Origin of the sequence: Winogradskyella immobilis (assembly GCF_021887715.1) — a bacterium.
Lineage (GTDB): Bacteria > Bacteroidota > Bacteroidia > Flavobacteriales > Flavobacteriaceae > Winogradskyella > Winogradskyella immobilis.
In genome coordinates this window covers 132,976-159,267 of record NZ_JAIQXX010000002.1, presented here as the reverse complement: position 1 = coordinate 159,267, position 26,292 = coordinate 132,976, and the positions used below count along the sequence as shown (strand labels likewise).

The 26,292-nt window shown below is 32.2% G+C and carries 28 protein-coding genes and 1 tRNA gene; 18 read left to right on the top strand and 11 right to left on the bottom strand.

Annotated features, from left to right (window positions below; translation table 11 throughout):
- Window positions 1–31: 31 nt before the first annotated feature.
- The 14 genes from accC (at window position 32) to K8Z87_RS02215 (ending at window position 13,287) form a co-directional block, all read left to right on the top strand.
- Window positions 32–1,384 (top strand): acetyl-CoA carboxylase biotin carboxylase subunit, encoded by a 1,353-nt coding sequence (gene accC / locus K8Z87_RS02280; RefSeq protein ID WP_227475852.1) that lies wholly within the window; start codon window positions 32–34, stop codon window positions 1,382–1,384.
- Between the two features lie 37 nt (window positions 1,385–1,421).
- Window positions 1,422–2,537: an NAD(P)/FAD-dependent oxidoreductase gene (locus K8Z87_RS02275; protein WP_227475851.1), complete on the top strand. Its 1,116-nt coding sequence runs from the start codon at window positions 1,422–1,424 to the stop codon at window positions 2,535–2,537.
- The gene (locus tag K8Z87_RS02270) at window positions 2,534–2,983 is read left to right on the top strand and encodes a 3-oxoacyl-ACP synthase (RefSeq protein WP_227475850.1); all 450 of its coding nucleotides are present in this window, start codon (window positions 2,534–2,536) and stop codon (window positions 2,981–2,983) included. The genes K8Z87_RS02275 and K8Z87_RS02270 overlap by 4 nt, the downstream gene beginning before the upstream one ends.
- An 11-nt stretch (window positions 2,984–2,994) precedes the next feature.
- A complete protein-coding gene (locus tag K8Z87_RS02265; protein ID WP_227475849.1) occupies window positions 2,995–3,510 on the top strand; it encodes a YceI family protein in 516 nt (171 codons plus the stop codon).
- Entirely contained in the window at window positions 3,511–4,641 is a 1,131-nt protein-coding gene (locus K8Z87_RS02260) for an NAD(P)/FAD-dependent oxidoreductase (RefSeq protein ID WP_227475848.1), read from the top strand.
- Window positions 4,641–5,363 carry a methyltransferase domain-containing protein gene (locus tag K8Z87_RS02255; protein WP_227475847.1) on the top strand — a complete coding sequence of 241 codons (723 nt, stop codon included), beginning with the start codon at window positions 4,641–4,643 and terminating at the stop codon, window positions 5,361–5,363. The genes K8Z87_RS02260 and K8Z87_RS02255 overlap by 1 nt, the downstream gene beginning before the upstream one ends.
- 26 nt (window positions 5,364–5,389) lie before the next feature.
- Window positions 5,390–6,442 carry a type III polyketide synthase gene (locus K8Z87_RS02250; RefSeq protein ID WP_227475846.1) on the top strand — a complete coding sequence of 351 codons (1,053 nt, stop codon included), beginning with the start codon at window positions 5,390–5,392 and terminating at the stop codon, window positions 6,440–6,442.
- Window positions 6,443–6,606: 164 nt separating this feature from the next.
- Complete coding sequence (locus K8Z87_RS02245) at window positions 6,607–7,407, top strand: enoyl-ACP reductase FabI (RefSeq protein WP_227475977.1); 801 nt, start codon at window positions 6,607–6,609, stop codon at window positions 7,405–7,407.
- Window positions 7,408–7,541: 134 nt separating this feature from the next.
- Entirely contained in the window at window positions 7,542–7,988 is a 447-nt protein-coding gene (locus K8Z87_RS02240) for a 3-hydroxyacyl-ACP dehydratase FabZ family protein (RefSeq protein ID WP_227475845.1), read from the top strand.
- A gap of 137 nt (window positions 7,989–8,125) precedes the next feature.
- Window positions 8,126–8,440 (top strand): GIY-YIG nuclease family protein, encoded by a 315-nt coding sequence (locus K8Z87_RS02235; protein WP_227475844.1) that lies wholly within the window; start codon window positions 8,126–8,128, stop codon window positions 8,438–8,440.
- A gap of 163 nt (window positions 8,441–8,603) precedes the next feature.
- The gene (locus K8Z87_RS02230; RefSeq protein ID WP_227475843.1) at window positions 8,604–9,878 is read left to right on the top strand and encodes a beta-ketoacyl-[acyl-carrier-protein] synthase family protein; all 1,275 of its coding nucleotides are present in this window, start codon (window positions 8,604–8,606) and stop codon (window positions 9,876–9,878) included.
- 144 nt (window positions 9,879–10,022) lie between these two features.
- Complete coding sequence (locus tag K8Z87_RS02225) at window positions 10,023–10,274, top strand: acyl carrier protein (protein WP_227475842.1); 252 nt, start codon at window positions 10,023–10,025, stop codon at window positions 10,272–10,274.
- Entirely contained in the window at window positions 10,274–10,885 is a 612-nt protein-coding gene (locus K8Z87_RS02220; protein WP_227475841.1) for a 4'-phosphopantetheinyl transferase family protein, read from the top strand. Before K8Z87_RS02225 ends, K8Z87_RS02220 begins: the two co-directional genes overlap by 1 nt.
- A 122-nt stretch (window positions 10,886–11,007) precedes the next feature.
- Window positions 11,008–13,287, top strand: coding sequence for an efflux RND transporter permease subunit (locus K8Z87_RS02215; protein ID WP_227475840.1), 2,280 nt, complete (start codon window positions 11,008–11,010; stop codon window positions 13,285–13,287).
- On the opposite strand, the gene K8Z87_RS02210 is transcribed toward K8Z87_RS02215, so the two are convergent.
- On the bottom strand, window positions 13,284–14,144 hold the full coding sequence (locus tag K8Z87_RS02210) for a hypothetical protein (protein WP_227475839.1): 861 nt from the start codon (window positions 14,142–14,144) through the stop codon (window positions 13,284–13,286). The genes K8Z87_RS02215 and K8Z87_RS02210 overlap by 4 nt on opposite strands.
- Before the next feature lie 174 nt (window positions 14,145–14,318).
- Between K8Z87_RS02210 and K8Z87_RS02205 the strand changes: the two genes are divergently transcribed.
- Window positions 14,319–14,471: a hypothetical protein gene (locus K8Z87_RS02205; RefSeq protein ID WP_227475838.1), complete on the top strand. Its 153-nt coding sequence runs from the start codon at window positions 14,319–14,321 to the stop codon at window positions 14,469–14,471.
- 20 nt (window positions 14,472–14,491) lie between these two features.
- Here the strand turns inward: K8Z87_RS02205 and K8Z87_RS02200 are convergent, their stop codons facing one another.
- The 5 genes from K8Z87_RS02200 to K8Z87_RS02180 all read right to left on the bottom strand — a co-directional run bounded on the left by K8Z87_RS02200 (window position 14,492) and on the right by K8Z87_RS02180 (window position 18,797).
- Window positions 14,492–15,886, bottom strand: a complete 1,395-nt coding sequence (locus tag K8Z87_RS02200) for an RtcB family protein (protein ID WP_227475837.1) — start codon at window positions 15,884–15,886, stop codon at window positions 14,492–14,494.
- Window positions 15,887–16,000: 114 nt separating this feature from the next.
- Window positions 16,001–17,101: a slipin family protein gene (locus K8Z87_RS02195; protein WP_227475836.1), complete on the bottom strand. Its 1,101-nt coding sequence runs from the start codon at window positions 17,099–17,101 to the stop codon at window positions 16,001–16,003.
- A 698-nt stretch (window positions 17,102–17,799) separates the two neighbouring features.
- Window positions 17,800–17,940: transfer RNA gene (locus tag K8Z87_RS02190), tRNA-OTHER, on the bottom strand.
- A gap of 151 nt (window positions 17,941–18,091) precedes the next feature.
- Window positions 18,092–18,631 (bottom strand): tetratricopeptide repeat protein, encoded by a 540-nt coding sequence (locus tag K8Z87_RS02185; protein WP_227475835.1) that lies wholly within the window; start codon window positions 18,629–18,631, stop codon window positions 18,092–18,094.
- A gap of 13 nt (window positions 18,632–18,644) precedes the next feature.
- Window positions 18,645–18,797 carry a hypothetical protein gene (locus tag K8Z87_RS02180; protein WP_227475834.1) on the bottom strand — a complete coding sequence of 51 codons (153 nt, stop codon included), beginning with the start codon at window positions 18,795–18,797 and terminating at the stop codon, window positions 18,645–18,647.
- Between the two features lie 343 nt (window positions 18,798–19,140).
- Here K8Z87_RS02180 and K8Z87_RS13970 point away from each other — a divergent pair, with 343 nt between their 5' ends.
- Together K8Z87_RS13970 and K8Z87_RS02165 are read left to right on the top strand one after the other, a co-directional pair.
- Window positions 19,141–20,865, top strand: a complete 1,725-nt coding sequence (locus K8Z87_RS13970) for a WYL domain-containing protein (RefSeq protein WP_317207415.1) — start codon at window positions 19,141–19,143, stop codon at window positions 20,863–20,865.
- A gap of 99 nt (window positions 20,866–20,964) precedes the next feature.
- Window positions 20,965–21,120 (top strand): hypothetical protein, encoded by a 156-nt coding sequence (locus K8Z87_RS02165; protein WP_227475833.1) that lies wholly within the window; start codon window positions 20,965–20,967, stop codon window positions 21,118–21,120.
- Window position 21,121: 1 nt separating this feature from the next.
- On the opposite strand, the gene K8Z87_RS02160 is transcribed toward K8Z87_RS02165, so the two are convergent.
- From K8Z87_RS02160 to K8Z87_RS02140, 5 genes are all read right to left on the bottom strand, one after another.
- Entirely contained in the window at window positions 21,122–22,036 is a 915-nt protein-coding gene (locus K8Z87_RS02160; protein WP_227475832.1) for an ABC transporter ATP-binding protein, read from the bottom strand.
- 71 nt (window positions 22,037–22,107) lie between these two features.
- Window positions 22,108–23,097, bottom strand: coding sequence for an aspartate-semialdehyde dehydrogenase (locus tag K8Z87_RS02155; protein WP_227475831.1), 990 nt, complete (start codon window positions 23,095–23,097; stop codon window positions 22,108–22,110).
- A gap of 104 nt (window positions 23,098–23,201) precedes the next feature.
- Window positions 23,202–23,606, bottom strand: a complete 405-nt coding sequence (gene mscL, locus K8Z87_RS02150) for a large conductance mechanosensitive channel protein MscL (RefSeq protein ID WP_227475830.1) — start codon at window positions 23,604–23,606, stop codon at window positions 23,202–23,204.
- 85 nt (window positions 23,607–23,691) lie between these two features.
- A complete protein-coding gene (alr, locus tag K8Z87_RS02145) occupies window positions 23,692–24,798 on the bottom strand; it encodes an alanine racemase (protein WP_227475829.1) in 1,107 nt (368 codons plus the stop codon).
- The gene (locus tag K8Z87_RS02140; protein ID WP_227475828.1) at window positions 24,791–25,438 is read right to left on the bottom strand and encodes a thymidine kinase; all 648 of its coding nucleotides are present in this window, start codon (window positions 25,436–25,438) and stop codon (window positions 24,791–24,793) included. The genes alr and K8Z87_RS02140 overlap by 8 nt, the downstream gene beginning before the upstream one ends.
- A gap of 83 nt (window positions 25,439–25,521) precedes the next feature.
- Here K8Z87_RS02140 and K8Z87_RS02135 point away from each other — a divergent pair, with 83 nt between their 5' ends.
- Entirely contained in the window at window positions 25,522–26,268 is a 747-nt protein-coding gene (locus K8Z87_RS02135; protein ID WP_227475827.1) for a hypothetical protein, read from the top strand.
- Window positions 26,269–26,292 lie beyond the last annotated feature (24 nt).

Here is a 26,292-nt window from a genome sequence, read left to right as displayed (position 1 = left end):
GTTTTTTGAATATTGAAAATTTGAAGAATTTATGTTTAAAAAAATATTAATTGCCAATAGAGGTGAAATAGCACTTCGTGTTATTAGAACCTGTAAAGAAATGGGGATTAAAACCGTTGCTGTATATTCTACAGCCGATGCGGATAGTCTTCATGTTAAATTTGCTGATGAAGCGGTTTGTATTGGGCCAGCTCCTAGTTCAGAATCGTATTTAAAAATATCTAATATCATTGCAGCAGCAGAAATTACTAATGCCGATGCAATACATCCAGGGTATGGTTTCTTATCTGAAAACGCCAAATTTTCTAAAATTTGCGAAGAGCACGATATTAAATTTATCGGAGCTTCTCCTGAGATGATTGATAAAATGGGAGATAAAGCCAATGCTAAAGCAACGATGAAAGCGGCAGGCGTACCTTGTGTCCCAGGAAGTGATGGTATTATAGAAAGTTATGAGGAGTGCGAAAAACTTGCAGAAGAAGCAGGTTATCCTGTAATGCTTAAGGCTTCTGCTGGTGGTGGCGGAAAAGGGATGCGAGGAGTTTTTAAGAAAGAAGATCTTAAAGACGCATGGGATTCTGCACGTCAAGAATCTAAAGCTGCATTTGGAAATGACGATATGTACATGGAAAAACTGATCGAAGAACCAAGACATATTGAAATTCAAGTTGTAGGAGACTCAAAGGGTAAAGCTTGTCACCTTTCAGAAAGAGATTGCTCGGTTCAACGTCGTCACCAAAAATTAACGGAAGAAGTACCTTCTCCGTTTATGACAGATGAACTTAGAGAAAAAATGGGTGAAGCTGCCGTTAAAGCTGCTGAATATATTAAGTATGAAGGTGCGGGTACGGTAGAGTTTTTGGTAGACAAACACAGAAACTTCTACTTTATGGAAATGAATACACGTATTCAAGTAGAGCACCCAATTACAGAACAAGTTATAGATTTCGATTTAATAAGAGAACAAATCATGGTGGCTGCGGGAGTGCCAATTTCTGGAAAAAATTATACTCCAAACTTACACTCTATAGAATGTAGAATCAATGCTGAAGATCCATTTAATGATTTTAGACCTTCGCCAGGAAAAATCACAACATTACATGCACCTGGAGGTCATGGTGTACGTTTAGATACGCATGTTTATGCGGGCTATAGTATTCCTCCTAATTACGATTCTATGATTGCTAAGCTGATCACTACGGCGCAAACAAGAGAAGAAGCGATACATAAAATGAAACGTGCTTTAGATGAGTTTGTTATTGAAGGTATTAAAACTACAATTCCGTTCCACAGACAATTAATGGAGCATCCAGATTATATTGCTGGTAACTACACAACAAAGTTTATGGAAGACTTTCAAATAGCACCAGAAACAGAAGATTAAATAAAAAGCTCCTAAATTTAGGAGCTTTTTTTATACAATGAATTTATCATACTGGGAAATAAAATCGTGGCTAACCGATATAGATTATACTATTGTTGGTAGTGGTATTGTAGGCCTTAATTGCGCGTTGCAATTAAAAACGCGTTTCCCTAAAGCAAAAATTATAATATTAGAAAAAGGGATTTTACCGCAAGGCGCAAGTACTAAAAATGCAGGTTTTGCATGTTTTGGAAGTTTAAGTGAAATTTTAGACGATTTAAAAGCACATTCTGAATTAGAAGTCTTAAGCCTAATAAAACAGCGGATACAAGGATTAAATACGCTGAGACAAATTTTAGGAGACGATAAAATTGCTTACAAACCTTTTGGAGGTTACGAGTTATTTACTAAATCAGATTCCGAATTATATAGTAATTGTTTAAGTGAAAGAAGTCGTATAAATACCTTGTTAAAACCATTGTTTCAAGAAGAGGTTTTTAGAGTAAAGAATAATAGTTTTAATTTTAAAAACATACAGCAGCACTACATTTTTAATCCTTTTGAAGGGCAAATCGACACAGGTAAAATGATGGAAATGTTACTAAGAAAAGTACAAGAAAATGGCATAAAAATTTTAAATTCTACAGCACTTGACACATTTTCTGAAGCCAATAATGCAGTAAAATTAAAAACCAATCATTTCCAATTTTCAACTTCAAAACTATTAATTGCTAATAATGGTTTTGCTTCTACGTTATTAAAAGAGAATGTAAAACCAGCAAGAGCACAAGTGTTGATTACTAAACCAATAGATAATTTACACGTAAAAGGCACATTTCATTTAGAGGAAGGCTATTATTATTTTAGGAATATTGATGATAGAATATTATTAGGAGGAGGAAGAAATTTAGATTTTGATGGTGAAGAAACTTCTGAATTTGGAGCAATAAAACAGATTCAAGATAAATTAATAGAGTTATTAAAAGAAACTATTCTCCCTGAAACACCTTTTAAAATTGAGCATCAATGGTCTGGTATTATGGGAGTAGGTCAACAAAAAACCCCCATTATAAAACAGTTGAGTAACAATGTATTTTGTGGAGTGCGTTTAGGAGGAATGGGAGTAGCTATTGGTAGTTTAGTTGGTAAGGCATTAGCAGATTTGGTAGAATGAAAACGAAACAAATTCTGTATAAAAAATGCGAGGCGTTTTTGAATCGTAGATTTAGTGTGATTCAAAAAACCATTGATGACATTCAAGGAGCATTACAATCGGAAACTAAAAGTAGTGCGGGAGATAAACATGAAACAGGTAGAGCGATGCTACAGTTAGAACGCGAAAAAGCAAGACAGCAATTAGCAGAACTTCAAAAACTGCAGGAAACCCTTCATAAAATAGATGTAGAAATGGAACATCAAAACGTTGCGTTAGGAAGTATAGTTTTTACCACTAAATTAAATTATTTCATTGCAATTAGCGCAGGCGAAATAGAAGTAGAAAACCGTAAGTTTTATGCCATATCAGCGTCTACGCCAATAGCAAAGTTACTAATGTCTAGACAAATAGGAGATGCTATTAAATTTAGAGATATCGAGTTTTTAATTAAAGCAATTAAATAAATATTTAGCATATGAAACGTATTTACCTAGTGCTACTTTTCTTTAGTATAGCACTATCTTCTTTTTCGCAAAATACCTCAAGTATAGATTTTACAATTCGTAATTTAGGACTTAATGTAGAAGGCCATTTTAGTAAATTTTCAATCATTTCAAACTTTAATACTCAAAATGAATTAATTCATCTATCTGGTGAGATTATGGTGAGTTCTATTGATACGGGTATTGAGAGTAGAGACGAACATTTGTTAAAACCCGATTACTTTAACACTAAAAAACACGCAATAATTTCTTTAAAAAGTACTGAAATTATAAAACAAGATTCCGGTAATTATCTTGTAAAAGCCAGTTTAACTATAAAAGGAAAGACCGCGAAAATTAGCATTCCTGTTAAAGCGCAAAAGATAGACAACACCTATAAAGTGACTTCTAACTTTGAGATTAATCGTTTAGACTTTAATGTTGGCGGCAGTAGTTTTGTGATGAGTAAAACGGTAAAGATTAATGTCATTCATTATCAAAACCTTTAGATGGCAAGAGGAGATTTAGATGTTGTTATAATTGGAGGAGGCTTAGCAGGATTAACAAGTGCCATTCATTTATCTAAATCTAATTTTAAAGTTGTATTAGTTGAAAAAAACACTTACCCAAAACACAAAGTTTGCGGCGAGTATGTGTCTAACGAAGTATTACCGTATTTAAATTTCCTAGATTTTAATCCATTTAATTATGGAGCAAAGCGCATTTCAAAATTTGAACTCACAACACATAACAATAAAAGTATTAAAGCCAGTTTACCATTAGGAGGTTTTGGAATGAGCCGTTATGAGATGGATTTTCAGCTTTATCAACTAGCCGTTAAAAATGGAGTTACGGTTGTTAAAGATACTGTTGTAGATGTTGATTTTAAAGCAAACCACTTTAACGTCACCACAAAATCTAACCAAAGCTTTACTTCAAAAATTGTATTAGGAGCTTTTGGTAAACGATCTAACTTAGACGTTAAATTAAACCGTTCTTTCATTGCAAAAAAATCACCATATTTAGGCGTAAAAATTCATGTGTCTGGAGATTTCCCAGAAGATAAAGTGGCGCTTCATAATTTTAAAGGAGGCTATTGTGGAGTTTCAAAAGTAGAAAACAACCATATCAACTTATGTTATATTGCCGATTTTAAAGCATTTAAAACCTATAAGAATATTGATGCTTTTCAAGAAGAAGTTATGTTTAAAAATTTAGCTTTAAAACAACTGTTTCATAATTCAAAACTAGAGTTTGAACAACCATTAACCATAAGTCAAATTTCGTTTGAGACTAAAACGCCAGTAGAAAACCATATTATTATGTGTGGTGATACTGCAGGTATGATTCATCCTTTATGTGGTAACGGAATGGGTATGGCAATACGCAGTGCGCAATTAGCCTCATTAGCTATTATTGATTACCTTGAAGGAAAAATAACAACGAGAACAGATCTAGAAAATCAATATACTAAAGTTTGGAAAACCACATTTACTAAACGACTTAAAGCAGGTCATATTATAGCATATCTATTTCGACAAAATTGGTTGGCTCCAATACTTTTAAATCTATTGCAGATGTTTCCGTTTTTATTGTCGAGAATTATAAAAATGACACATGGTAAACCTATGAAAGTTTAATGAGTTTGTTTATAGATACAACATACAGAAGCAATGACACCGAAATTATGGACGATTTTTCCATGAAAGGCGATTTGTTGCGAGACACATTAGATAAGCTAGGGAAAATTAATAAGTGGTTAGGAGGCAATCAAATTACTATAAACGGAATTAAAGACTTGCTAAAAACACAATCTAAAAATATAACGTATACCATTATAGATTTAGGTTGTGGACATGGAGACATGCTAAGAATAGCAGCTGATTTTGGAAGGAAAAACGGATACAAACTAAAGCTCATTGGTATTGATGCCAATCAAGATACTATAGATTATGCTAATGAATTATCTGTAGATTACTCAGAAATATCCTATGTAAATGAAGATATTTTTTCAGAAACTTTTCTAAACCGAAAGTATGATATTGTGCTGTCTACATTGTTTTTACATCATTTTACGAATGATGAAATAATAACATTATTGACAAACTTATGTAGATCAGCGAAATTAGGTGTCGTTATTAACGACTTACAACGAAGTGAATTGGCTTATGGCTTGTTTAAATTTTTAGGCTTGTTCATTTCAAATCATATGATCCGACAAGATGGACTAACATCAATTCTTCGTGCATTTAAGCGTAAAGATTTAGAACTTCTATCAAAAAAATTAAAAGTAAAATCACAAATCCGTTGGAAATGGGCATTCCGTTATCAGTGGATAATTAGTACAGATAATATTAATTAAAAAATTCTCGTTTTACGAGAAACGATATGGCAGTAAAAATAACATCAGTTGCAAAACAACTTCCTAAATATACAAGACACACAAAAGACATTTTACCATATGTAGAGCTATGGTTAGAAGGTCAAGAAGATCGTTTTAAACGAAAAGTTTTAAAGATTTTTGAAAATGCTGCAGTAGACAAACGTTATTCCATAATGGATGCAGAAGATGTATTTTTAAAAACATCTTTTGAAGAAAAAAATGATATATATATTACTGAATCTATAAAATTAGCAGAAGCTAGTTTAACAAAAGCCTTAAATAAAGCAAATCTTAAATCAACAGACATCGATTACATTATTACGGTAAGTTGTACAGGGATTATGATTCCATCTTTAGACGCCTATTTAATAAATAGTTTGAAGATGAAACAAGATATAGTACGTCTACCTGTTACTGAAATGGGCTGTGCGGCAGGAGTGTCAGGAATTATTTATGCTAAAAATTTTTTAAAAGCAAACCCTAATAAACGTGCTGCGGTTATTGCAGTAGAGTCTCCAACAGCAACATTTCAGCTAGATGATTATTCTATGGTAAATATTGTAAGTGCCGCAATTTTTGGAGATGGTTGTGCTAGTGTTATTTTGTCGTCTTATGAAGATGAAGTTGGTCCAGAAATTAAAGACGAAGCTATGTATCATTTTTATGATGCCGATCATATGATGGGCTTTAAATTAAGAAATACTGGGTTGCAAATGGTGTTAGACCAAACCGTACCACAAACCATTGCTGATCATTTTCCAAAGATTATTCATCCGTTTTTAGAACAAAATAATTTAACGATTGAAGAGATTGATCATTTAGTATTTCACCCAGGAGGTAAAAAAATAGTACAAACTGTTGAAGATTTATTTGGCGCTTTAGGTAAAAATATTGACGATACAAAAGAAGTTTTAAAACTTTATGGCAACATGAGTAGTGCTACAGTACTTTATGTTTTAGAACGTTTTATGGATAAAAATTTACCGAGAGGAGATAAAGGGATAATGCTTAGTTTTGGACCAGGATTTTCAGCACAACGCATTTTATTAGAATGGTGACAAAATTTTAATTTATGTCTTGCTGTCCCGATAGCTATCGGGATTATTTCAGCATCTCATAATATAAAAACTCAATAACTACAAAATAAAGAAAAAAGAATAGAGAAATTAGATAACTACGTATTAGTGAAAATTTGTGAAATTAGTGTGTGGAAAAACATAAAATGGTAAAAGAATTTCAAAATAAAAACTACTGGGCTTTAATATTAGGCGGTAGTAGTGGATTAGGTTTAGCAACTGCAAAAAAACTAGCCAAACATGGCATGAATATTTGTATTGTTCATCGAAATTCTAGAACGCAAGAAACTGCTATAAATGCTGAATTTGAAACCATAAAACGAGAAGGAGTTCAGTTTAAATCCTTTAATGTTGATGCTTTTAATTCTGAAAAACAAAATACTATTGTTGAAGAACTCAAAACTATTTTTGGCACATCAGGAAAATTAAGAACACTTGTGCATAGTGTTGCCAAAGGAAATTTAAAACCAATGGTTTCAAAAGATGATATACCAACATTAAAGCACGATGATTTTGCTTTAACCTTAAATGCAATGGCCATAAGTTTATACGATTGGACCAAAGCTTTATTTGAAGCTGACGTATTTGCTGAAGATTCAAGAATTATAAGTTTTACAAGTGAAGGCAATACTAAAGCATGGCAAAATTATGCGGCTGTATCTGCGGCAAAAGTAACCTTAGAAGCCATTACAAGAAACATTGCTTTAGAGTTTGCACTTTATGGCATAAAAGCCAATTGTATTCAAGCAGGTGTAACGGATACATCTTCTTTACGGATGATTCCTGGAAGTGACAAAATAATAGAACATACATTAAAACGCAACCCTAATAAGCGTTTAACACAGCCTGAAGATGTAGCAAATGCTGTATATTTATTAAGTAAAGATGAAGCTGCTTGGATTACAGGAACAATTATTCCTGTTGATGGTGGTGAACACTTGTCTTAGACAAATTCCTGCGAAGGCAGGAACCTCTGAATCGTAAATCAATGAGCATAATCGTTTTGAGAAGAAAATAAAATTATAAAAACAGAATATTTTAAGAATTAATAATAAGATTCCTGCCTTCACAGGAATGACAGATGAAAACAGATCAAATCATATTGCTTTTACCTTATCAAAAACCATTTTTATTTGTAGATGGTATTGATGCGATATCTGAAAAAGGTATATCAGGACATTATACATTTAAAGAAGATGAATCGTTTTATCAAGGACATTTTAAAGGAAACCCAATTACACCAGGAGTCATTCTAACAGAATGTATGGCTCAAATTGGCTTGGTGTGTTTGGGCATTTATCTATTAAAGAATGAATTAAAAGAAGAATCAAAACCTCAAATAGCGCTAACTTCATACCAAATGGATTTTTATTTACCTGTTTTGCCTAATGAAAAAGTGACGGTGATTTCTGAGAAGGAGGTTTTTCGTTTTAATAAGTTAAAATGCAAAGTTAAAATGCACAATGAAAAAGGAGAATTAGTTGCTAGAGGATTGATCTCAGGAATGATGAAAAGTACGAATACCTAATGAAATGGATAAAACTTTCGACAATCATAGATTACATTGTTAATTTAAGTGTCTTTAAAAACAGTAGATATTTTATTAATAAACACAATTAAAACCTATTTGTCACGCTGAGCTTGTCGAAGCGGAATCTAATTAAAATGAAAAATTATTACGTTTATATATTACTATGTTCTGATAATACATTTTATACAGGAATGACAAATGACTTAGAGCGGAGATTAACACAACATAAGTCAGGACACAAAAAAGATAGTTATACTGCCTCAAGACTTCCGGTAGAATTAAAATGGCATCTACTGTGTACTAATCCATCTGAAGCAATAAAGATTGAAAAACAAATAAAAGGATGGTCACATAGGAAAAAAGAAGCACTGATAAATGAAAATTGGCAAGATTTGATAACATTCTCTAAGAATTATAAGGAATATGATAATAGAATTAAGCCAAATTAGTCTTCGACAGGTTCAGACTGACAAAAGAACTATCAATTGTGTTTAGAGTAAACTTTAAAATTCTATTTTAAGTAATGACGTCAATTAAAAATTTATATGTCACACTGAACTTATCGAAGTGTTTAATTAATAAAATAAGATTCCCATTTTCATGGGGAATACTATGAAAAAAAGAGTAGTCATAACAGGTTTAGGAGTTGTAGCACCGAACGGAGTTGGAGTTGTTGATTTTACTAAAGCTTTAAAAACAGGAAAATCAGGAATTCGGTTTCATCAAGAGCTTAAGGATCTTAATTTTTCATGTCAAATAGGAGGAATTCCACCAGTTTCTGAAGAATTAAAATCGAAATATTTTACAGATTTACAATTAAGAGGTTTTAATAGTTCTGGTATTTTATATGGTTGTATTGCTGGTATTGATGCTTGGAAAGATGCTGGTTTTGATATGATACCTGATAGCGAACTCGATTATAATACAGGTCTCATTTTTGGAACAGGAACATCTGGAGTAGAAAAATTTCGCGAAGCCATTTATAAACTCGATGACAATAAAGTTAAACGATTGGGAAGCACAGTTGTGGTTCAGACTATGGCGAGTGGTGTTTCTGCGTATTTAGGTGGCATGTTAGGTTTAGGAAATCAAGTCACAACAAATTCTTCAGCATGTACTACAGGAACCGAAGCACTTCTTATGGGTTTTGACCGAATCCAAGCAGGAAAAGCCAAGCGTATGCTTATTGGCAGTTGTAGTGATCATGGTCCATATCTTTGGGGAGGTTTTGACGCTATGCGCGTAATGACGTATAAACATAATGATACGCCAGAAGACGGCTCACGACCAATGAGTAAAACGGCATCTGGTTTTGTGCCAGGTAGTGGAGCAGGAGCTTTGATATTAGAATCGTTAGAAAGTGCGAAAGAACGAGGAGCCACTATTTATGCTGAGGTCTTAGGAGGCGAAATCAATTCAGGTGGTCAGCGTCAAGGAGGAACTTTGACGGCTCCAAATGCAGAAGCAGTAAAACGTTGTATTGTAAAAGCCATAGAAAATTCAGGGATGACGCCCAATGATATCGATATTATAAATGGACATCTTACAGCCACATCAAAGGATGGATTAGAAATTAAAAATTGGTCGGAAGCATTAGAGCGTCGAGGCGGAGAGTTTCCGTATATAAATTCTACTAAATCTATGATTGGGCATTGCTTGGCTGCTGCAGGCGCTATTGAATGTGTGGCGAGTATTATTCAATTAAAAGACCAATTCATTGCGCCAAATATAAACTGTGAAGACCTTAATCCAGAGATTGAAGCTATGATAGCTTCAGAAAAAATTCCGACAAAAGCTATAGAAAAACATTTTGATAATATTGCTAAAGCTAGTTTTGGTTTTGGTGATGTTAACGCTTGTGTAATTTTCAAAAAATACAAGGATTAAATAGTGTCTTCTAAAAGTTTAGATGATCTATTTTTCTATTGAAATAGTTTAATATTTCAGTTTCTGAATAAATACAATTAGTAACTATATGTCGCACTGATCATGTCGAAGTGTTTTTAGTAACTTTACATTAAAATTAACCTTATGACAAACGAAGAATTAATCGTAAAATTAAAAGCAATTGTTGCTCCGTATATTCAAGATGAAGCAGCTTTTAAAACGCTTAATGAAGATACGGATTTTGTGAAAGATTTAAAGGTGAATTCAGCCAATTTAGTAGATATCATTTTAGATATTGAGGACGAATTTGATATCAGATTAGAGAATGAAGATATGGAGCAAATGCTTGATGTAAAATCGGCGATGGCTATAGTAACTTCCAAACTAAATGCCTAATGGTTGGTAATGATATTGTCGATATTGTTGAAGCCAAAAAACAATCTAACTGGCAACGTCCAGGGTTTTTAGATAAAATTTTTACTGCTAAAGAACAGCAATACATTTCAAAAGCAACAAACCCTTTTATTATGGTTTGGCGTTTGTGGAGTATGAAAGAAGCTGCTTATAAGTTATACACACAATTATATCCCAGCCGTTTTTATAACCCGAAGGCATTTAAATGTTCGGTTAATACTTTAAATGGAAAGGTAAAATACAAAGACTTTGAGTGTTATGTTAATACCAAAATTACATTGCTATACATTCTTTCCGAAGCGCATTTAGATAAAACAGATATGATTTCCGAAGCTGTAATTTTTAATAAAAATGATTATAAAACCTTAAGTAAAATAACTAAGGAAATATTATTAAATAAGATTTCAGATCGGTATACAATTCCAAAATCACAACTACGTATCTCAAAATCAGAATTTGGAATACCTTCAGTTTATGTTAACTTAGAAGAATTAAATATAGACATATCTATAAGTCATCATGGCAATTATGGAGCTTATGCGGTTTCAGATCCTGCAAGGTTTCAAAAACCTTGTAGGTATACAATAGCATAGAAACAATACCTACAAGGTTAAAAAAGACCTTGCCGGATATAATACCATTTGAAATTACTATAATAGAAATGCTTAATTATAATTAATAAAAAAATTCTTTGCCTTGCGACTCCACTAAAGCTTTGGCGACACGCGGACGCAGGAATGATATGATGAACAAACTTCAAAATACAATAACGTTTATTATTAAATTCAGAATTGCGATTATAGCAATTCTAGCTATTTTAATGGGACTTTCGGGCTACCAAACCTTAAACAAATTAAATGTAGACAATTCGTTATCGATATGGTTTTTAGAGGATAACCCTAACTATAGAGCGTATATCAATTATCAAGAAGAGTTTGGATCTGATGAGATTTTTGTTACCATGTTTCCGGTTGAAAATGCATTAGAAGAAACACAAATTAACCGCCTTAAGGATTTACACGCATCTATAGATTCGCTTTGGTATGTAAAAACATCATTCAGTTTAGCAAAAGCTAAATATCCTATTTACGCCAATGATAAAATTAATTTTGATGAGCTCTATACTTCAAAACGAAGTGAAAGAGGATTAAAAAACCTGTTTTCAAAATTGCCAAATATTACAGAGCAGTTGGTGACTGAAGATTATAAAAACTTATTTTTCTACATTCAGTTAAAACCAACTCCAACCATTGAAATAAAACGAGAAGTGATTGCTTCAGAAATTAGAACAGTCATTGAAAACTATTATGAAGATTATTATATAACTGGCGCACCAGTTTTAAACGAAGCGTATAGTAAAGGTATTTATAAAGAGAGTACTGTGTTTGGTGTGTTAACAGTACTTATTATTACCATAATGTTATTGTTTTTATTGCCTAGTAAACGGTATTTAATAGTATCGTTGTTGTCCGTAGCAGTTCCAATTGTATTGCTTTTAGGAATAATTACAAGTCTAGGTTTTGCTTTGAATATGATATCTATGCTTATACCAACGATACTTATGGTATATAGCGTGAGTGATGCGGTGCATATTATTAATATCTACCATAAAGAAGGCATTACGAATTCAGAATTGTCTAAAATAGAATTACTAACCTCGGCGATAAAAAAGAGTTTTACACCTTGTTTTTACACTACGCTTACTACGTTTGTTGGTTATTTTGCACTGTATATTTCACCATTACCAGCGTTTAAAAACATGGGAGTTTTTACTTGTATTGGATTGGTATTGAGTTTTCTTTTGGTTTATGTAGTTACTATTATAGGCTTTAGTTTTATGACGATGAACTTTAAAGTGTCTAAGCCTATTTTAAATTTAAAAGCCTATAGTCAATCTAAAACTATAGATTGGTTAAATGCATTTACATCTCGTTATAAAAACAGCATTATTGTAGTTTCTACATTAATCTTAGTGTATGGGTTATATTCTGTGTTTAACGTAAAAATTGACACCAACTCTTTAGACTTATTGGCTGAAGGAAAAGCAAAAGACGATTTACGATGGGTTGAAAGCAAGTTGAATAGTAGCTCTCGATTACAACTTAATATTACATCTAAACATAGCAATATGCTAGAGCGAGATGTATTGAAACAGTTAGAGCAATTTCAAAATAAATTGAATACGAATCAATTAATGACCTCACCTGTATCGGTAGTTAATGTAAAATCGTTTTTAGAACAACGTTCTCCAATTTTATTTCAATCTAATGTCTCTAAAGAAAAAATCACTACTACTATTTCTGAGATTAGTGATAATGGAGATGAGTTCTTTAAACTGTTTTCTGACGATTTTAAAACCGCAGGCATTACGTTAGGAGTAAAAGAGCTAAAAACATCTGAGCTAGAAGAGGTCTTATCTGCTATTGAAACGGATTTTAAAAGCAGTTTTAATACGGAAGATTATGAGCTTAAAATCAATGGGTTTTCAGTAGTGTTTTCACAGTTAAATAACTTCATTTTAGAGACACAGTTTAAATCCTTTTTTGCAGCATTTTTTGTGGCATTTTTATGCCTTTGGGTATTTATTAAAAACTTTAAAACTACAGTGTTGGTTTTAATCCCTAATATTATGCCCTTAGCTATTTTGGCGATATTTATGAGTTTATTAGACATTCCGTTAGATGTTTCTACAGCGATGATTACTCCTATTATGCTAGGGATTGCTATGGACGATACGATTCATTTAGTATATAAATACAGAAAGAGTAAAACTGTTGTGGGTTCACCAGAAACCCGAATGGATAATGCCATGCGTTATACAGGTAGCGCATTATTTTCTACAACCATAGCTTTAGTTGGTGGTTTTTTAATTATAAGCACAAGTGCTGTACCATCCGTTAGAGATTTTGGATTGCTTTGTGCTGTAACCGTAGCGATTGCTTTAATAACAGACATCTTTTATTTGCCAGCGTTGTTAAAGCGGTTTGATTCTTAATTCGCAGGGGTATAAGTTATAGTGTAATTTACTGTTTCGTTAGTATCTCCTTCAAATATTTCGACTGCCGAAATTGGATAGCCTTCATCATTATATGTATATGAAAAGCTATATAATTCAACAACTTCTCCCTCTTCAGTAAATTCTTGAGTTAAAATATTATTATTGCCAAAGAAAAAAGGTGAGCTAGGAATGTTTTCAGAATAAATAGTATTGATTGTTGTTATTAAGTTAGCTCCACTATGAACATTATTCATATTATCATAAGTAATAGTTTCTGATGTGATTATCTCTTCTCCATCAAATTCTTCGATTCTTGTAATATTACCGTCAGATAAAGTAATTCTGGAGTCTAACTCATTGGTTTGTGCATCAAATACTTCAATGACATTATTATCAGAATTATAAACAAGATTACTGGTATTATTACTAATATCAGGGATATTTATATTAACTGTAGCGACCCTTCCTTGATCATCGTAGGTATAAGTTTCGATAATGTCGTCAGTATTATCTACACCATTACCAGATAAAGTACCAACAAGTTGATTGTTTTCATAAGTGTAATCTAAAAAGAAACCATTATTTGCTTGTTCTCGTATTACACGATTTTCAGAATCGTAAGTATAATCTATGATAAGAGCAGTTTGTAAGCCTTGAATATCAGCAACTATTTGTGATACTAAAAATGCTTGCTCATCTGGGTTATCAGTATCGTCACTGTCGTCATTATCTGTGTCATCATCATCAGCAACATCTTCGTTAGTAATAAACTCTCCCTCTAGAGGCTCATCATCACAGGTTACAAATAATATACATACAAATAGAATTTTAAATAAAGTTGATGGTTTAAGCATTGGGTTTGGTTTAAATTATTTAATATGAAGTTAGATAAATTTATTGAAAGACAATGTTTTTTGGTAAATAATTTTTGAGGTCTATATTATAAAGAAACATCATATAGATCCTTATAAAGCTCTGATTTGTAAGGTAATCGTATTTTTTTTGACAAACGTTGAAAACAAATAATTATGAAAACGACATTAAACAACTTAAAAAGATTTGTTGGCCTTTGTAAAAAAACTGTTTTATCAACGATAAGCCCAAAAACAGATTGTTCTAGAAAGCACAATAACGATTATTATTGTGATTCTGAAATGCCATTTATTCCTTTTAAGAAATAAAGTAGGTTAAGATTATAAGGTTATCGCTTACTTCTTTTGTCCTGCTGTCTGCGAATTTTCCATGGAGCGTTTTTCTGCCAATCTCCCGCCATAATACAACCATAAGGCATCACTTCATCAATAACAGTTCCTAAACCAAATTCGTCCATTTGAGCTCTCACAGCTTTTGCATTTTTATAAGCAGATGGTAATTCTGTAATATCAATTTTTTTTGAGAAAAATCGTGCATCAATACCTCGTGTTTCTTCTTTAAAGATTTGCATAGTCGTACCAGTTTTACTTTTTCTATGCTGAGTTCTACTTACATTTCTACCAGCTCCATGTGGTGCAAAACCTAAATTGGTTTTAGTTGTAGCACCTTCAACAATTAAAACAGGTTCGCTCATGTTTAATGGAATTAATCTTGGGCCTGTAATATCTGGCATAAACTTAGCATCTAATGGAGTTGCTCCTTTAGCATGGTAAAATAAATCACCATCTTTAAAGACAAAGTTATGTTCGTTCCAGTATCGGTTTTCAATGTCAATTTCTAAAGTTTCAGCAACAGAATTATGCAATACTTCGTGATTGGTTTTTGTCCAGTTTCTTATCACTTGCAAAGCATTCCAATACGATTGCCCTTCTTCAGTTTCAAAAGGAATCCAAGCATTTTGTTTTTTTGTGTCTGGTGATAATTCTTTTCTAAAGCGTTCAGCGATTTTCATTCCTTTTGTGTACAAACGTGCACCAGGACCTCGTGATCCATGATGTGTTACCATCATTGTGTTACCTGTTTTTTTAGAGGTTCCAACAAATAAGAAATGATTACCATCTCCTTGAGTTCCTAAATGTGATCGTGCAATTTGAATCATATTACCATCATTTAAAAAGTAGTTGGCTTCAAAAGCCTCTAACAATTCTTTTGGAAATCTAAATTGAGAATCTCTATCACGTCCACCAGGACCAAAATGTGTATTGGCATGTGCGGCATCTAAAATGGCTTTAGGTTCAACTTTACCAAAATCAGTTAACATCACCGAACAGCAAATATCTGCACTATGCATTCCTGGATGAATAGCGTTTTTAGCAACCGCAACACCACCAACAGGAATCGTTCCGTCAGGACCAGCTGGGCATGCATCTGGCATAATAGCACCATCTACCAATGTCGGTGTTTTCATTAAGGTTTGCATAGAGTTAATGACTTTAGCTACATTGTCTTTTTCCTCTTCATTCTCTGCCTTGATGTTTATAGAAAACGCTAATGGTTTATCGTGTAAAGCAATTGGATTAGGTAACTTAAATTGCTTTAAGTAACTCGTTAAAGCCTCACCTTCTAATGCATTGTCATTGATATAAGTAATAGCTTCTTTCATCCATTTACCTTGCTTAAAACCCAATTCTAATAAATGGTTTCCTGTGATTTTTGTTTTCATAGTTTCTAACTTCTTAATTACACTACAAATATTGTAGAGTATTACGCAATGTTTTTGCGTAGTAATTTTTTTGTAAAAAAACCTGCAAGTATTTTTTCAACTTACAGGTTAGTTCTACTTATTCACCGAGAAAATATCCTTTAATTGTTCAATCACATTTCCGTTTCCAGCAACTGTAATCTCACCAATCTTATCAGCGATTTTCTCAACATATTCCATCTCTTTTAATTTAAACAACATGCTGTTGTCTTCCATTAATTTTGCGGTATTTAACAAGCTACGTGTAGATGCTGTTTCTTCTCGTCTTGTCACCACATTAGCTTGCGCTTTTTTATGAGCAATTAATACTTGGTTCATGATACCTTTCATATCACCTGGTAAAATAACGTCTCTAATACCTGTATGTAATATGTTTACACCCAATTTGCTAGTTTGTGTTTTTACATCTTGTAAAACAGCATTTGCAATTGTTTCCTTTTGCTCTAACAATTCGTCCAAAGTATAAGCACCAACAAATGCTCTTAATGCCAATTGTAAGATAATATACAATTGCTTCTCGTAATCTTTGTTGCGCATTAAAGCAATTTCAATATCAGTAACTTTATATTGCGCGTAAAAGTTAATACGAACGGTTGCTTTGTCTTTGGTTAACAATTCTTGACCAGCAATTTCTAATTGTAATTGACGTAAATCGGCTTTTGCGATTTTAATGGTTTGGTCATTTCTCCAGAAATGATACGTACCATGCTCTAAAGTTTTTTCAAACTTATCGTTTACAATCATAATCGCTTTTTCGTAAGCAGTTACCTCAAATACTCTGATGTATTGGCGCAATTCAGGCTTGTTGTAGATTGCTTTTTCAATGCTCTCTGTAATTTCGATTTTGCTTAAATCTACAGTTACAAATCTATAGTTGATCAAGCTATTCCAGTACGTATAACGACCAGCAGTTAACACCTGCTTAAAGTTGTTGTTTTCATATACCAAAACAATCTCGTTATCTTTTACATCGATAACTGTTAACATAGCTGCCAAAGCCTGATCTTTAAGTAAGATCTCTAATGCTTTTGGCGCGTTAAATGCTTGAGATAAGCTGTATTTAATAACACGTTCTCTAAAGTTTATCCAATGCTTTCCTTCAGTAATTACACGTGTATAATTTCCGTTTTTAAACACTAAACCTACCATTCCTGCATGAATTCTTACTCTGTTCATGATTTCTAAATTTTAGTTCTGATGTTTTCTTTTTATATCAGAACGGTTAAACATTTATAATAGAATTCTCTTTAAGAGAATGACTATTCTTAATTAAAACAAAGTGAAAGAAAAACCATCTTTCAAACTACGGAAATACAACCGATTTAAAGTGTTTTTAAGAATCGTTTTGCAGATGATTAATCAATTTTAGTTTGAAAGATTTTCAAATTAAAAATCAAATAATGAATCTTTAAAAGAATACTTAAAGTTTCTTAAAATACATGTGCATGTCAAGGTGTTTTCTAGACTGCTCAAACAACATGTTGCTTTTACCAGTTTTAATCCACTTTGTTTTTTGCCGTTTTAAGTGAGACGCACTTGGTAACCTATTTATAAAAGTTGGTTTTCTTTTCTTAAATATGGATTTAAAGTCCATTTCAAAACTGTAACTGAAATACAGCGCGTTTACCAGTTTCGCCACAAGACCGTTTGATCTTGGTAGGATTCGAACCTACATTTGAATCTATTGTTCTAACCAGACTGAACTATTCTGCTTTTGCAGAAGTGGGATTCGAACCCACGACCGATAGACGGTGGTTATTATTTGGCCAATAACCGAAGCCTTCAAGTCAAGTTGAATATAAAAACCTTATACGAAACCGTAAGGATTTATACAATAGCGCTATACCGAAACACTTAACAAGACTTGCTTGATGTGGAAGCAGTAGGACTCGAACCTACATGTTCTGCCAGAAACGAGATTTTAGCTCAACGATTTCTATTTTATTAAATAGGATTCGCTGAATGCGTAAAAACGCATTTCAGTCTGGTGAGCCAACCAATTGCTCAATGCTTCCAGTTTTAATATTTTAAAGAACTTTTATTAAGCTCTGCCAGCTTCCTGTATCTGGCAGAGCACTACTTATTGAAGCCTGATTCCAAATGACTTCTTATTAATTACTCTGCAAATATTTTATGCTATTGCGCAATGTTTTTGCGCAGTAAAAATTATTTTTTCTTTTTCTTTCCTTTTTTCTTTTTACTCTTGGTTTTCACTTTCTTTTTTGGCTTTACTTTATTTTTAATTCTTTTAATTTCACTTTCAATAAAGCTTATAAAATTGTTATTGTAACCAAGTTTTTTTGCTTGCTTTAAAGCCTTTAATGCATCTTTATATTTTTGAAGGCATTCATAAACATAACCTTGGTATAAGTGTATTTCACTTATGTAGATGCCTTTAACTGTAAAGGCAAAGTCGATTAATTTTTGTGCCTCTTCATAATCATGATTCCAGATTAATACTAAAATATATCTAGAGTACACTTTTTGAAAATCCATTTTATTAGCTAAAGCTTCAGCATAATAGGCTTTTGCTTTTTCGTAGTCTCCAAATTGCTCTGCCTGTAAACGTCCCATGAGGTATAATGCATAGGCATTGTTTGGTTCGTAAGACAAAGCATAATTTAGGTTCTCTACGGTTTCTTCTAAATCGTATGGATAAGCATTTATAGCTTTAAGCACGTAATTGTTTAACAAATTCGTGTCCATTGTTTTTTATGTTTTAATAATTTGCATTGAAATGAGATACTTTTACAAGCTCATCATGATAATGCGATTTGTTTTGTAATAACTGTTTGGAAATTGTTTTAGCAGGCTTGCTAATGACTGAAAACAAAAAATCCGAAGCAGTTTTAGATTGCTTCGGATTTTTCATTTATAATTTTGAAAAAGTTTATCTAACGATAATCACGAAGCATCACAAAAGGCTCTATGCCTTTCGGATCGTTTTGATATGTTATAAATAAACTCATAATTTTTAATTTTAATTCAACTTGTGTTTTGGTTGAAATGCGCTGCAAAGATTTAGATTATTTTTTGACTTTTCAAAATTTATTTTTTAAATCATGAAAAATATCTACGCATAATACGAAGTATTATATTTTTTTGAAAAATGCAAATAATTTAGAAATGACTTAATATTTGAGTTCTTTTTTATGTCTACGCAAAATTATTGCGTAGTTATTTTATATTTTAGTTTAAAATAGAGATTTTTAAAAATGGCGGTAAATAAAAATGCATTGATTAGATATAAAACTATTGATAAATGTTTGCAAAATAATTTTAGACAATGGACACTAAACGATCTAATTGAAGCCTGTTCTGATGCGCTTTATGAGTATGAAGGAAAAGATGTTGATGTAAGTAAACGAACCATACAATTGGATATACAAATGATGCGAAGTGATAAGTTGGGTTATAATGCACCAATTGTTGTTTACGATCGTAAATTTTATAAGTACGAAGACGAAGACTATAGTATAACAAATAGCCCGATATCTAATCAAGATTTAACGAAACTTTCTGAAGCAGTATCTTTTTTAAAACAATTTCAAGGCTTTTCTCATTTTTCGGATTTAGGAAGTATGGTTCAAAAACTTGAAGATCATGTTTATACTCAAAAGACTCAAGAAAAATCACTTATAGATTTCGAAAAAAATGAAAACTTAAAAGGCCTAGAGTTTTTGGATGAACTCTATCAATTTATATTAAAAAAATGCGCTATTGACATCACGTATAAATCGTTTAAAGCTCGCCAAGAAAGTACGTTTACTTATCATCCCTATTTACTAAAAGAATATAGAAACAGGTGGTTTGTCATTGGTAAGCGAAGAAAGAGTGAAGGGATTATGAATTTAGCGCTCGATAGAATTATTGCCATTAAAAAGAGCGATTCAGCTTATGTTTATGATACTAGTTTTAATACAGAAACTTATTATAAAAATGCTATCGGAGTTTCTGTAAGCCCTACTTTAGAAACAGAAAATGTATTACTTTATATTAATCATAAACACGCTCCTTATATGCTGACGAAACCATTTCACAGCTCTCAAAAAGAAGTAAGTAGAGATCATTATGGAGTTACTATTTCATTAGAAGTACAATTAAACTTTGAATTAGAAAAAGAAATATTAGGACTAGGTGAAGCTGTTAAAGTTATAGCTCCTGAACGTTTAAAACGAAGTATAAAAGAACGTTTGTATGATGCGGTTGATGCTTATGAAACAGAAATTAATGATAAAAATTTACGAACTATTGCTAAACGATTAGAATATAAAGGTTTTGGAGTTTTAAACCACGTATATTCTAAAAGAGATATTAGAAAATTGAAATCTAAGTTTAACACTTATTTTAAAACGCACAACGAACAAACTTTTGGTATGCGAGAGGTGCTAAAAAAGATGCCAGAATTAAAAGAAGTTCTCTTCAATAAGAATTTTAGGAAGTTGATAAAGTCAATAGATAATAATGCATTTTTAACCAAAGCTATTTTCTTTGATAAATCACCAAAAGATAATTGGTATGTAACATGGCATCAAGACGTACCTATTAATGTTTTAGAGAAAGTTGAGACAAAAGATTTTTCGTCATGGACCAATAAAAAAGGGGTAATTAGTGTTTGTCCTCCAGAAGCTATTTCTAAAAACATATTCTCTATGAGAATTCATTTGGATGATACTACAGTGAAGAATGGCGCATTAAAAGTTATTCCTGGGTCTCACAATAAACGTTTAAGTGATGATGAAATCCAATTGATTAGCACTAACTCAATTCCATTTATAAGTGAAGTTTCATCAGGCGGAGTACAGTTATTAAAACCCTTATTGTTACATGCATCTTCAGAAACTAAAATACAAAAACATCGTCGTGTATTGCATTTAGAGTTTTCATCCATTGAATTACCAAACGGATTAGAATATAGTGAGAAAGAGGATTTATTTTAAGCACTTATAAGCCTCTGATTTGTAAGGTAATCGTATTTTTTTTGACAAACGTTGAAAACAAATAATTATGAAAACAAATAATTATGAAAACAAATAATTATGAAAACAACATTAAACAACTTAAAAAGATTTGTTGGCCTTTGTAAAAAAACTGTTTTATCAACGATAAGTCCAAAAACAGATTGTTCTAGAAAGCACAATAACGATTATTATTGTGATTCTGAAATGCCATTTATTCCTAATAAGAATAAATAAGTTATATAGAAATTTCTAAAAAAACGAAAGTTTTAGAGTCAAGTGCTTTATTGTGCTGAAAAAAAATAGTTTGCTTATTAAGCAATGCTTCAATAAGCCAATCATTACCATTAAAATAAGCCTGTTTTACAATTGCTTTTAAATGGGATTGTTTTACGATTTTGAGTTGATGCGCATAAACAATTCCATAAGGTTCAATACTATTAAACTCTCCAAAAAAAGAAGCGACTAAAGGTGTTTTGGGATTGTTATAAAGATTTATAGGAGTGTCTTGAGCAATAATTTTTTTATTTTCTAATACTAACATTTTATCTGCAAACCCTAAAACATCACCTTTATTATGGGTAGCAACCACACAAGCAATTTGTTTTTCTTTCAAATAGTTAAAAACACTACGCCTTAACGATTGTTTTTTAAAATTATCAATATGGCTAAAGGGCTCGTCTAACAATAAAATTTCAGGCTGTTTAGCCAAGGCTCTAGCTAGCGCAACACGTTGTTTTTGTCCACCACTAAGAGTTTTTACTTTTGTTTTAGCAAAAGCTTCTAGTTCTACCACTTTAATTAACTCATCTGTGCGTTGTTGCTTTTCTTTAGGGAAGAACCGAGAAAGGTGTTTACCAATATTGTCTTCAACTGTTGTAAAAGGCATTAAATCAAATTCTTGAGTAACATATTTTATAAAATCATAACCAACAACCAAGTTATATTTAGGACCAAGAATTTGTTGACCTTTCCAAAATATTTCTCCCTGAGTTAAATCATATTCGCCATAAATGAGTTTAAGCAATGTACTTTTCCCAGAACCACTTTCTCCAATAATGGCTGTATTTTCACCAGAATTAACCTTGAAATCGATAGTTTCTAAAACCTTAGTTTTAGTATATCCAAATGATATGTTTTTTACATGAAGCACCAGACAAAAGTAAGAATAAAAAACCCACTTATATTTTAAGTGGGTTAGGTAATATATTTAACAGTATAAACTTACACTAAGTTATTTTTAATTAAATACTCTGCAATTTGTACTGTATTTGTAGCTGCTCCTTTTCTAAGATTATCACTTACTACCCATAAATTTAACGTATTAGGTTGTGAGCCATCTCTGCGGATACGACCTACATAAACCTCATCTTTTCCGTTAGCATACATTGGCATTGGATAGGTATTGACCTCTAAATTGTCTTGTACAGTAACACCATCTGTATGGTCTAAAATTTGTCTAACTTCAGCAAGATCAAAATCGTTTTCAAACTCTACATTAACAGCTTCACTATGACCGCCAGCAGTTGGTATGCGTACTGCGGTAGCTGTAACTGCAATGGTTCTATCGTCTAATATTTTTTGAGTCTCTCTAACGAGTTTCATTTCTTCTTTGGTGTAACCATTCTCTTCAAAAATATCGCAATGTGGTATGGCGTTTTTATGAATTGGATGCGGATAAGCCATTTCTCCTTTTATACCAGCAATTTCATTTTCTAATTGCTCAACAGCTTTTATTCCTGTACCAGAAACGGATTGGTATGTAGATACAACAACACGCTTCATTTTATATTTTCTATGAAGTGGTGCTAATGCCATTACCATTTGTATAGTAGAACAGTTAGGGTTTGCTATAATTTTATCTGTTTTAGTTAATGTATGCGCATTAATTTCTGGCACCACTAATTTTTTTTCTAAATCCATTCTCCATGCCGAAGAATTATCAATTACAGTAACACCTGCTTCAGCAAATTTAGGTGCCCATTCTAAAGATGTGCTTCCGCCAGCTGAAAATAAGGCAATGTCTGGTTGCTGTTTAATGGCTTCAGGAATACTTATAACTTTTATCTGTTTATTTTTAAAGGTGAGTTCTTTACCTACAGAACGCTGTGAAGCGACAACTAATAATTCATCTAAGGGGAAATTGCGTTCCTCTAAAACTTTAAGCATTACACTACCAACTAAACCTGTAGCACCAACAATGGCTATTTTCATTTTTCATTTTTTTAATGGTGCGCAAATTAAATGAAAAAAGACCTTATTAATAGTATAAATAAGGTCTTTTAACAAGAAATAACAATATGTTATATAATTAACTTTTATTTTTTTAATGAATCTCTGATCTCTGTTAATAAATCAATTTCAGATGGTCCTGCAGGAGCTGGCTCTTCAGCAGGAGCTTTAGTTTTATTATAAGCCTTTACTATTAAAAACATAATAAATCCTACTATGATTAAATTAACAATAGTGTTAATCCACGCTCCATAAGCAATTACCGCTCCGCCTGCTTCTTTAGCCGCAGCAAGTGTTGCATATTCATTTCCATCCATTGCATAATGCATGTCTTCAAAGTTCATACCACCAGCAAAATAGCCTACAAATGGCATAGCGATGTTATTAACAAAACCATTGATAACAGAGCCTAAAGCACCAGCCATAATTACAGCAACAGCGAAATCAATCACATTGCCTGTCATAATAAAATTCTTAAATTCTTTTAACATGATAAAATGTATTTAGTTAGTATTGTCTAGCAATTTAGTTAAAATTTTAACATTTACAACACTTATATTAAATAAAATTTTAGAATCACTCTATAAATGAGCGCTTTACGCGTTGAGAGATTGAAGTAATAATTTCGTAAGAAATGGTATTTAAAGATGTAGCAAGATCAGTTGCTTTATTGTTTCCATCGAAAATAATCACTTCATCACCTTCTTTGCAATTAATAGTTGTGATATTTACCATAATCATATCCATACAAACATTGCCAATTATTGATGCTTTTTGACCATTAATAATTACATAACCTTTTTCGTTGCCTAAATGACGTCCAATGCCATCGGCATGGCCTATAGGAATTGTTGCCGTTTTCTCATAAGTCTTAGCAACATAAGCTCTATTGTAACCTACAGTCTCATTAGGCTCTATTTTATGAATTTGAGAAATAATAGATTTAAGACTTGCAATAGGCTTCAAATATTTATCCTCATTAGCGGAATTACCAAAACCATAAAGGCCAATACCACAACGTACCATATCTAAATGAGCTTCAGGATAATTAATAACGCCTGATGTATTGCATAAATGTAACAAGGGTTTATAATCTAATTTTGAAAGAAATTCAGTAGCAATGACTTTAAAACTTTTAATCTGATTTACCGTAAAATCGGCTTCATTAGCATCTTCACTTGCTGCTAAATGCGAAAAAATAGAAGTGATTACTATAGAAGACGTCGCTTTTAATTTATTGATGATATAATCGACATCGCTTTCCCAGAATCCTAATCGGTTTAAGCCTGTATTAAATTTTATATGAACCGGATAGTTGGTCTGCGCTTCTTCATTAGCAACAGTTATAAATGCATTTAAAACGTTTGTATTATATAAACTCGGTTCTAAACAATGTTTAATAATTGTTTTAAAATTTACAATCTGCGGGTGCAATACTAAAATAGGTTTGGTAATACCAGCTTCTCGTAGCGCAACACCTTCACTAGTATATGCTACTGCAAAATAATCGACATTAAGCCATTGCAAATGTTTTGCAATTTTTTCAGCATCATTACCATAAGCAAATGCTTTAACTACAGCTAAAAATTTAGTTTTGGATTGTAATTTAGACTTTAGGTAATTGTAATTATGCGTTAACGCAGATCGATCTATTTCAAGAATAGTTTCTTGGGCTTTAGGCATCAGAATTTTTGTCTTTAGCGTTTATTTCTTCAGCATCATTAACCTTCATGTGACGCAATTTTTCTCTAAGCATACTTTTATAATATGCAGCTCTACTTAACGGTTCATATTCTTCAACTTCACCTAAAAGCACGAGATCATCATTTTTAGATTTTCTAAAACTGTATTGCGCTAAATTTCCTGTTTTTGTACACACAGCATGCACTTTAGTTACATACTCTGCTGTAGCCATAAGGTTTGGCATAGGCCCAAAAGGATTGCCTTTAAAATCCATATCTAAACCTGCAACGATAACACGAATCCCTTTATTGGCCAAATCGTTGCAAACACGTACAATTTCGTCATCAAAAAACTGAGCTTCGTCAATACCAACGACATCACAACCATCAGCTAAAATAGGAATATTTGCTGCTGCTGGCACTGGTGTAGAACGTATATGGTTAGCGTCATGAGAGACTACCATGTCTTCATCGTAACGTACATCTACAGCAGGTTTAAAGATTTCTACTTTTTGACGTGCAAATTGAGCACGTTTAAGTCTTCTAATCAATTCTTCTGTTTTACCAGAAAACATAGATCCACAGATAACTTCGATCCAACCAAATTGTTCTTTATGATTTACAGTATTTTCGAGAAACATTTTGTAATTTTAGCACTAAAATGCAATCATTTTTCGTTTGTATAAAGGTGGCGCAAATTTATTAAAAATCAAAAGGTATTATAATGAAAAAGAAATTAGAATCAGAATTAGTTAGTATAGCACATAGGATTCTAAAATTAAAAGGAAGAGAAGATGTGGATCGTATGCATGAAGAGGTTGCAAAACTTTACGAAAAGCTTACAGTATTAAAATTTGCTCAAGAAAATTTTGAAGATGATATGCCAACAATTGGTAATGATTCTTCATTTTTCGATATGTTAGATACGGCTTTCAACAATAAAATAAGTGATACTGTTGAGGTAGAAGATCAGGTTTATATCAATGTCGATGAACGAGAAGATGATGGCATTATGGAACCTCTAATGGAGAAGATAAAAGACATGGTTGCACAGATGCCACATGAGACGCAAGCGGTTGATGATTTAATTGAAACCACCGTAGCTGTTGAGCAACCTAAAACGGTAGAGTTTGAAAATATTTCTCAAGACTTTGCTGAGATTCCTGAGTTTGAACCTATTGAAGAAGCGCAAAAACGTGAAGTAGAACAAGAGAAAAAATCACTTAACGATAAATTAAAAAGCGGAGGTCTACAAATAGGATTGAATGATAAATTAGCGTTTATTAAGCATTTGTTTGAAGGAAAAAACGAAGATTACGACCGTGTTATTTCTCAAATTAATACATCAACTTCTCTAGCTGAAGCGAACCAATTTATTACCGATTTAGTAAAACCAGATTATAATTATTGGGAAGGCAAAGACGAGTACGAAACACGTTTTATAGAGCTTATTGAGGCTAAATTCAGTTAATAGATTCCCACATTAGTGGAAAAT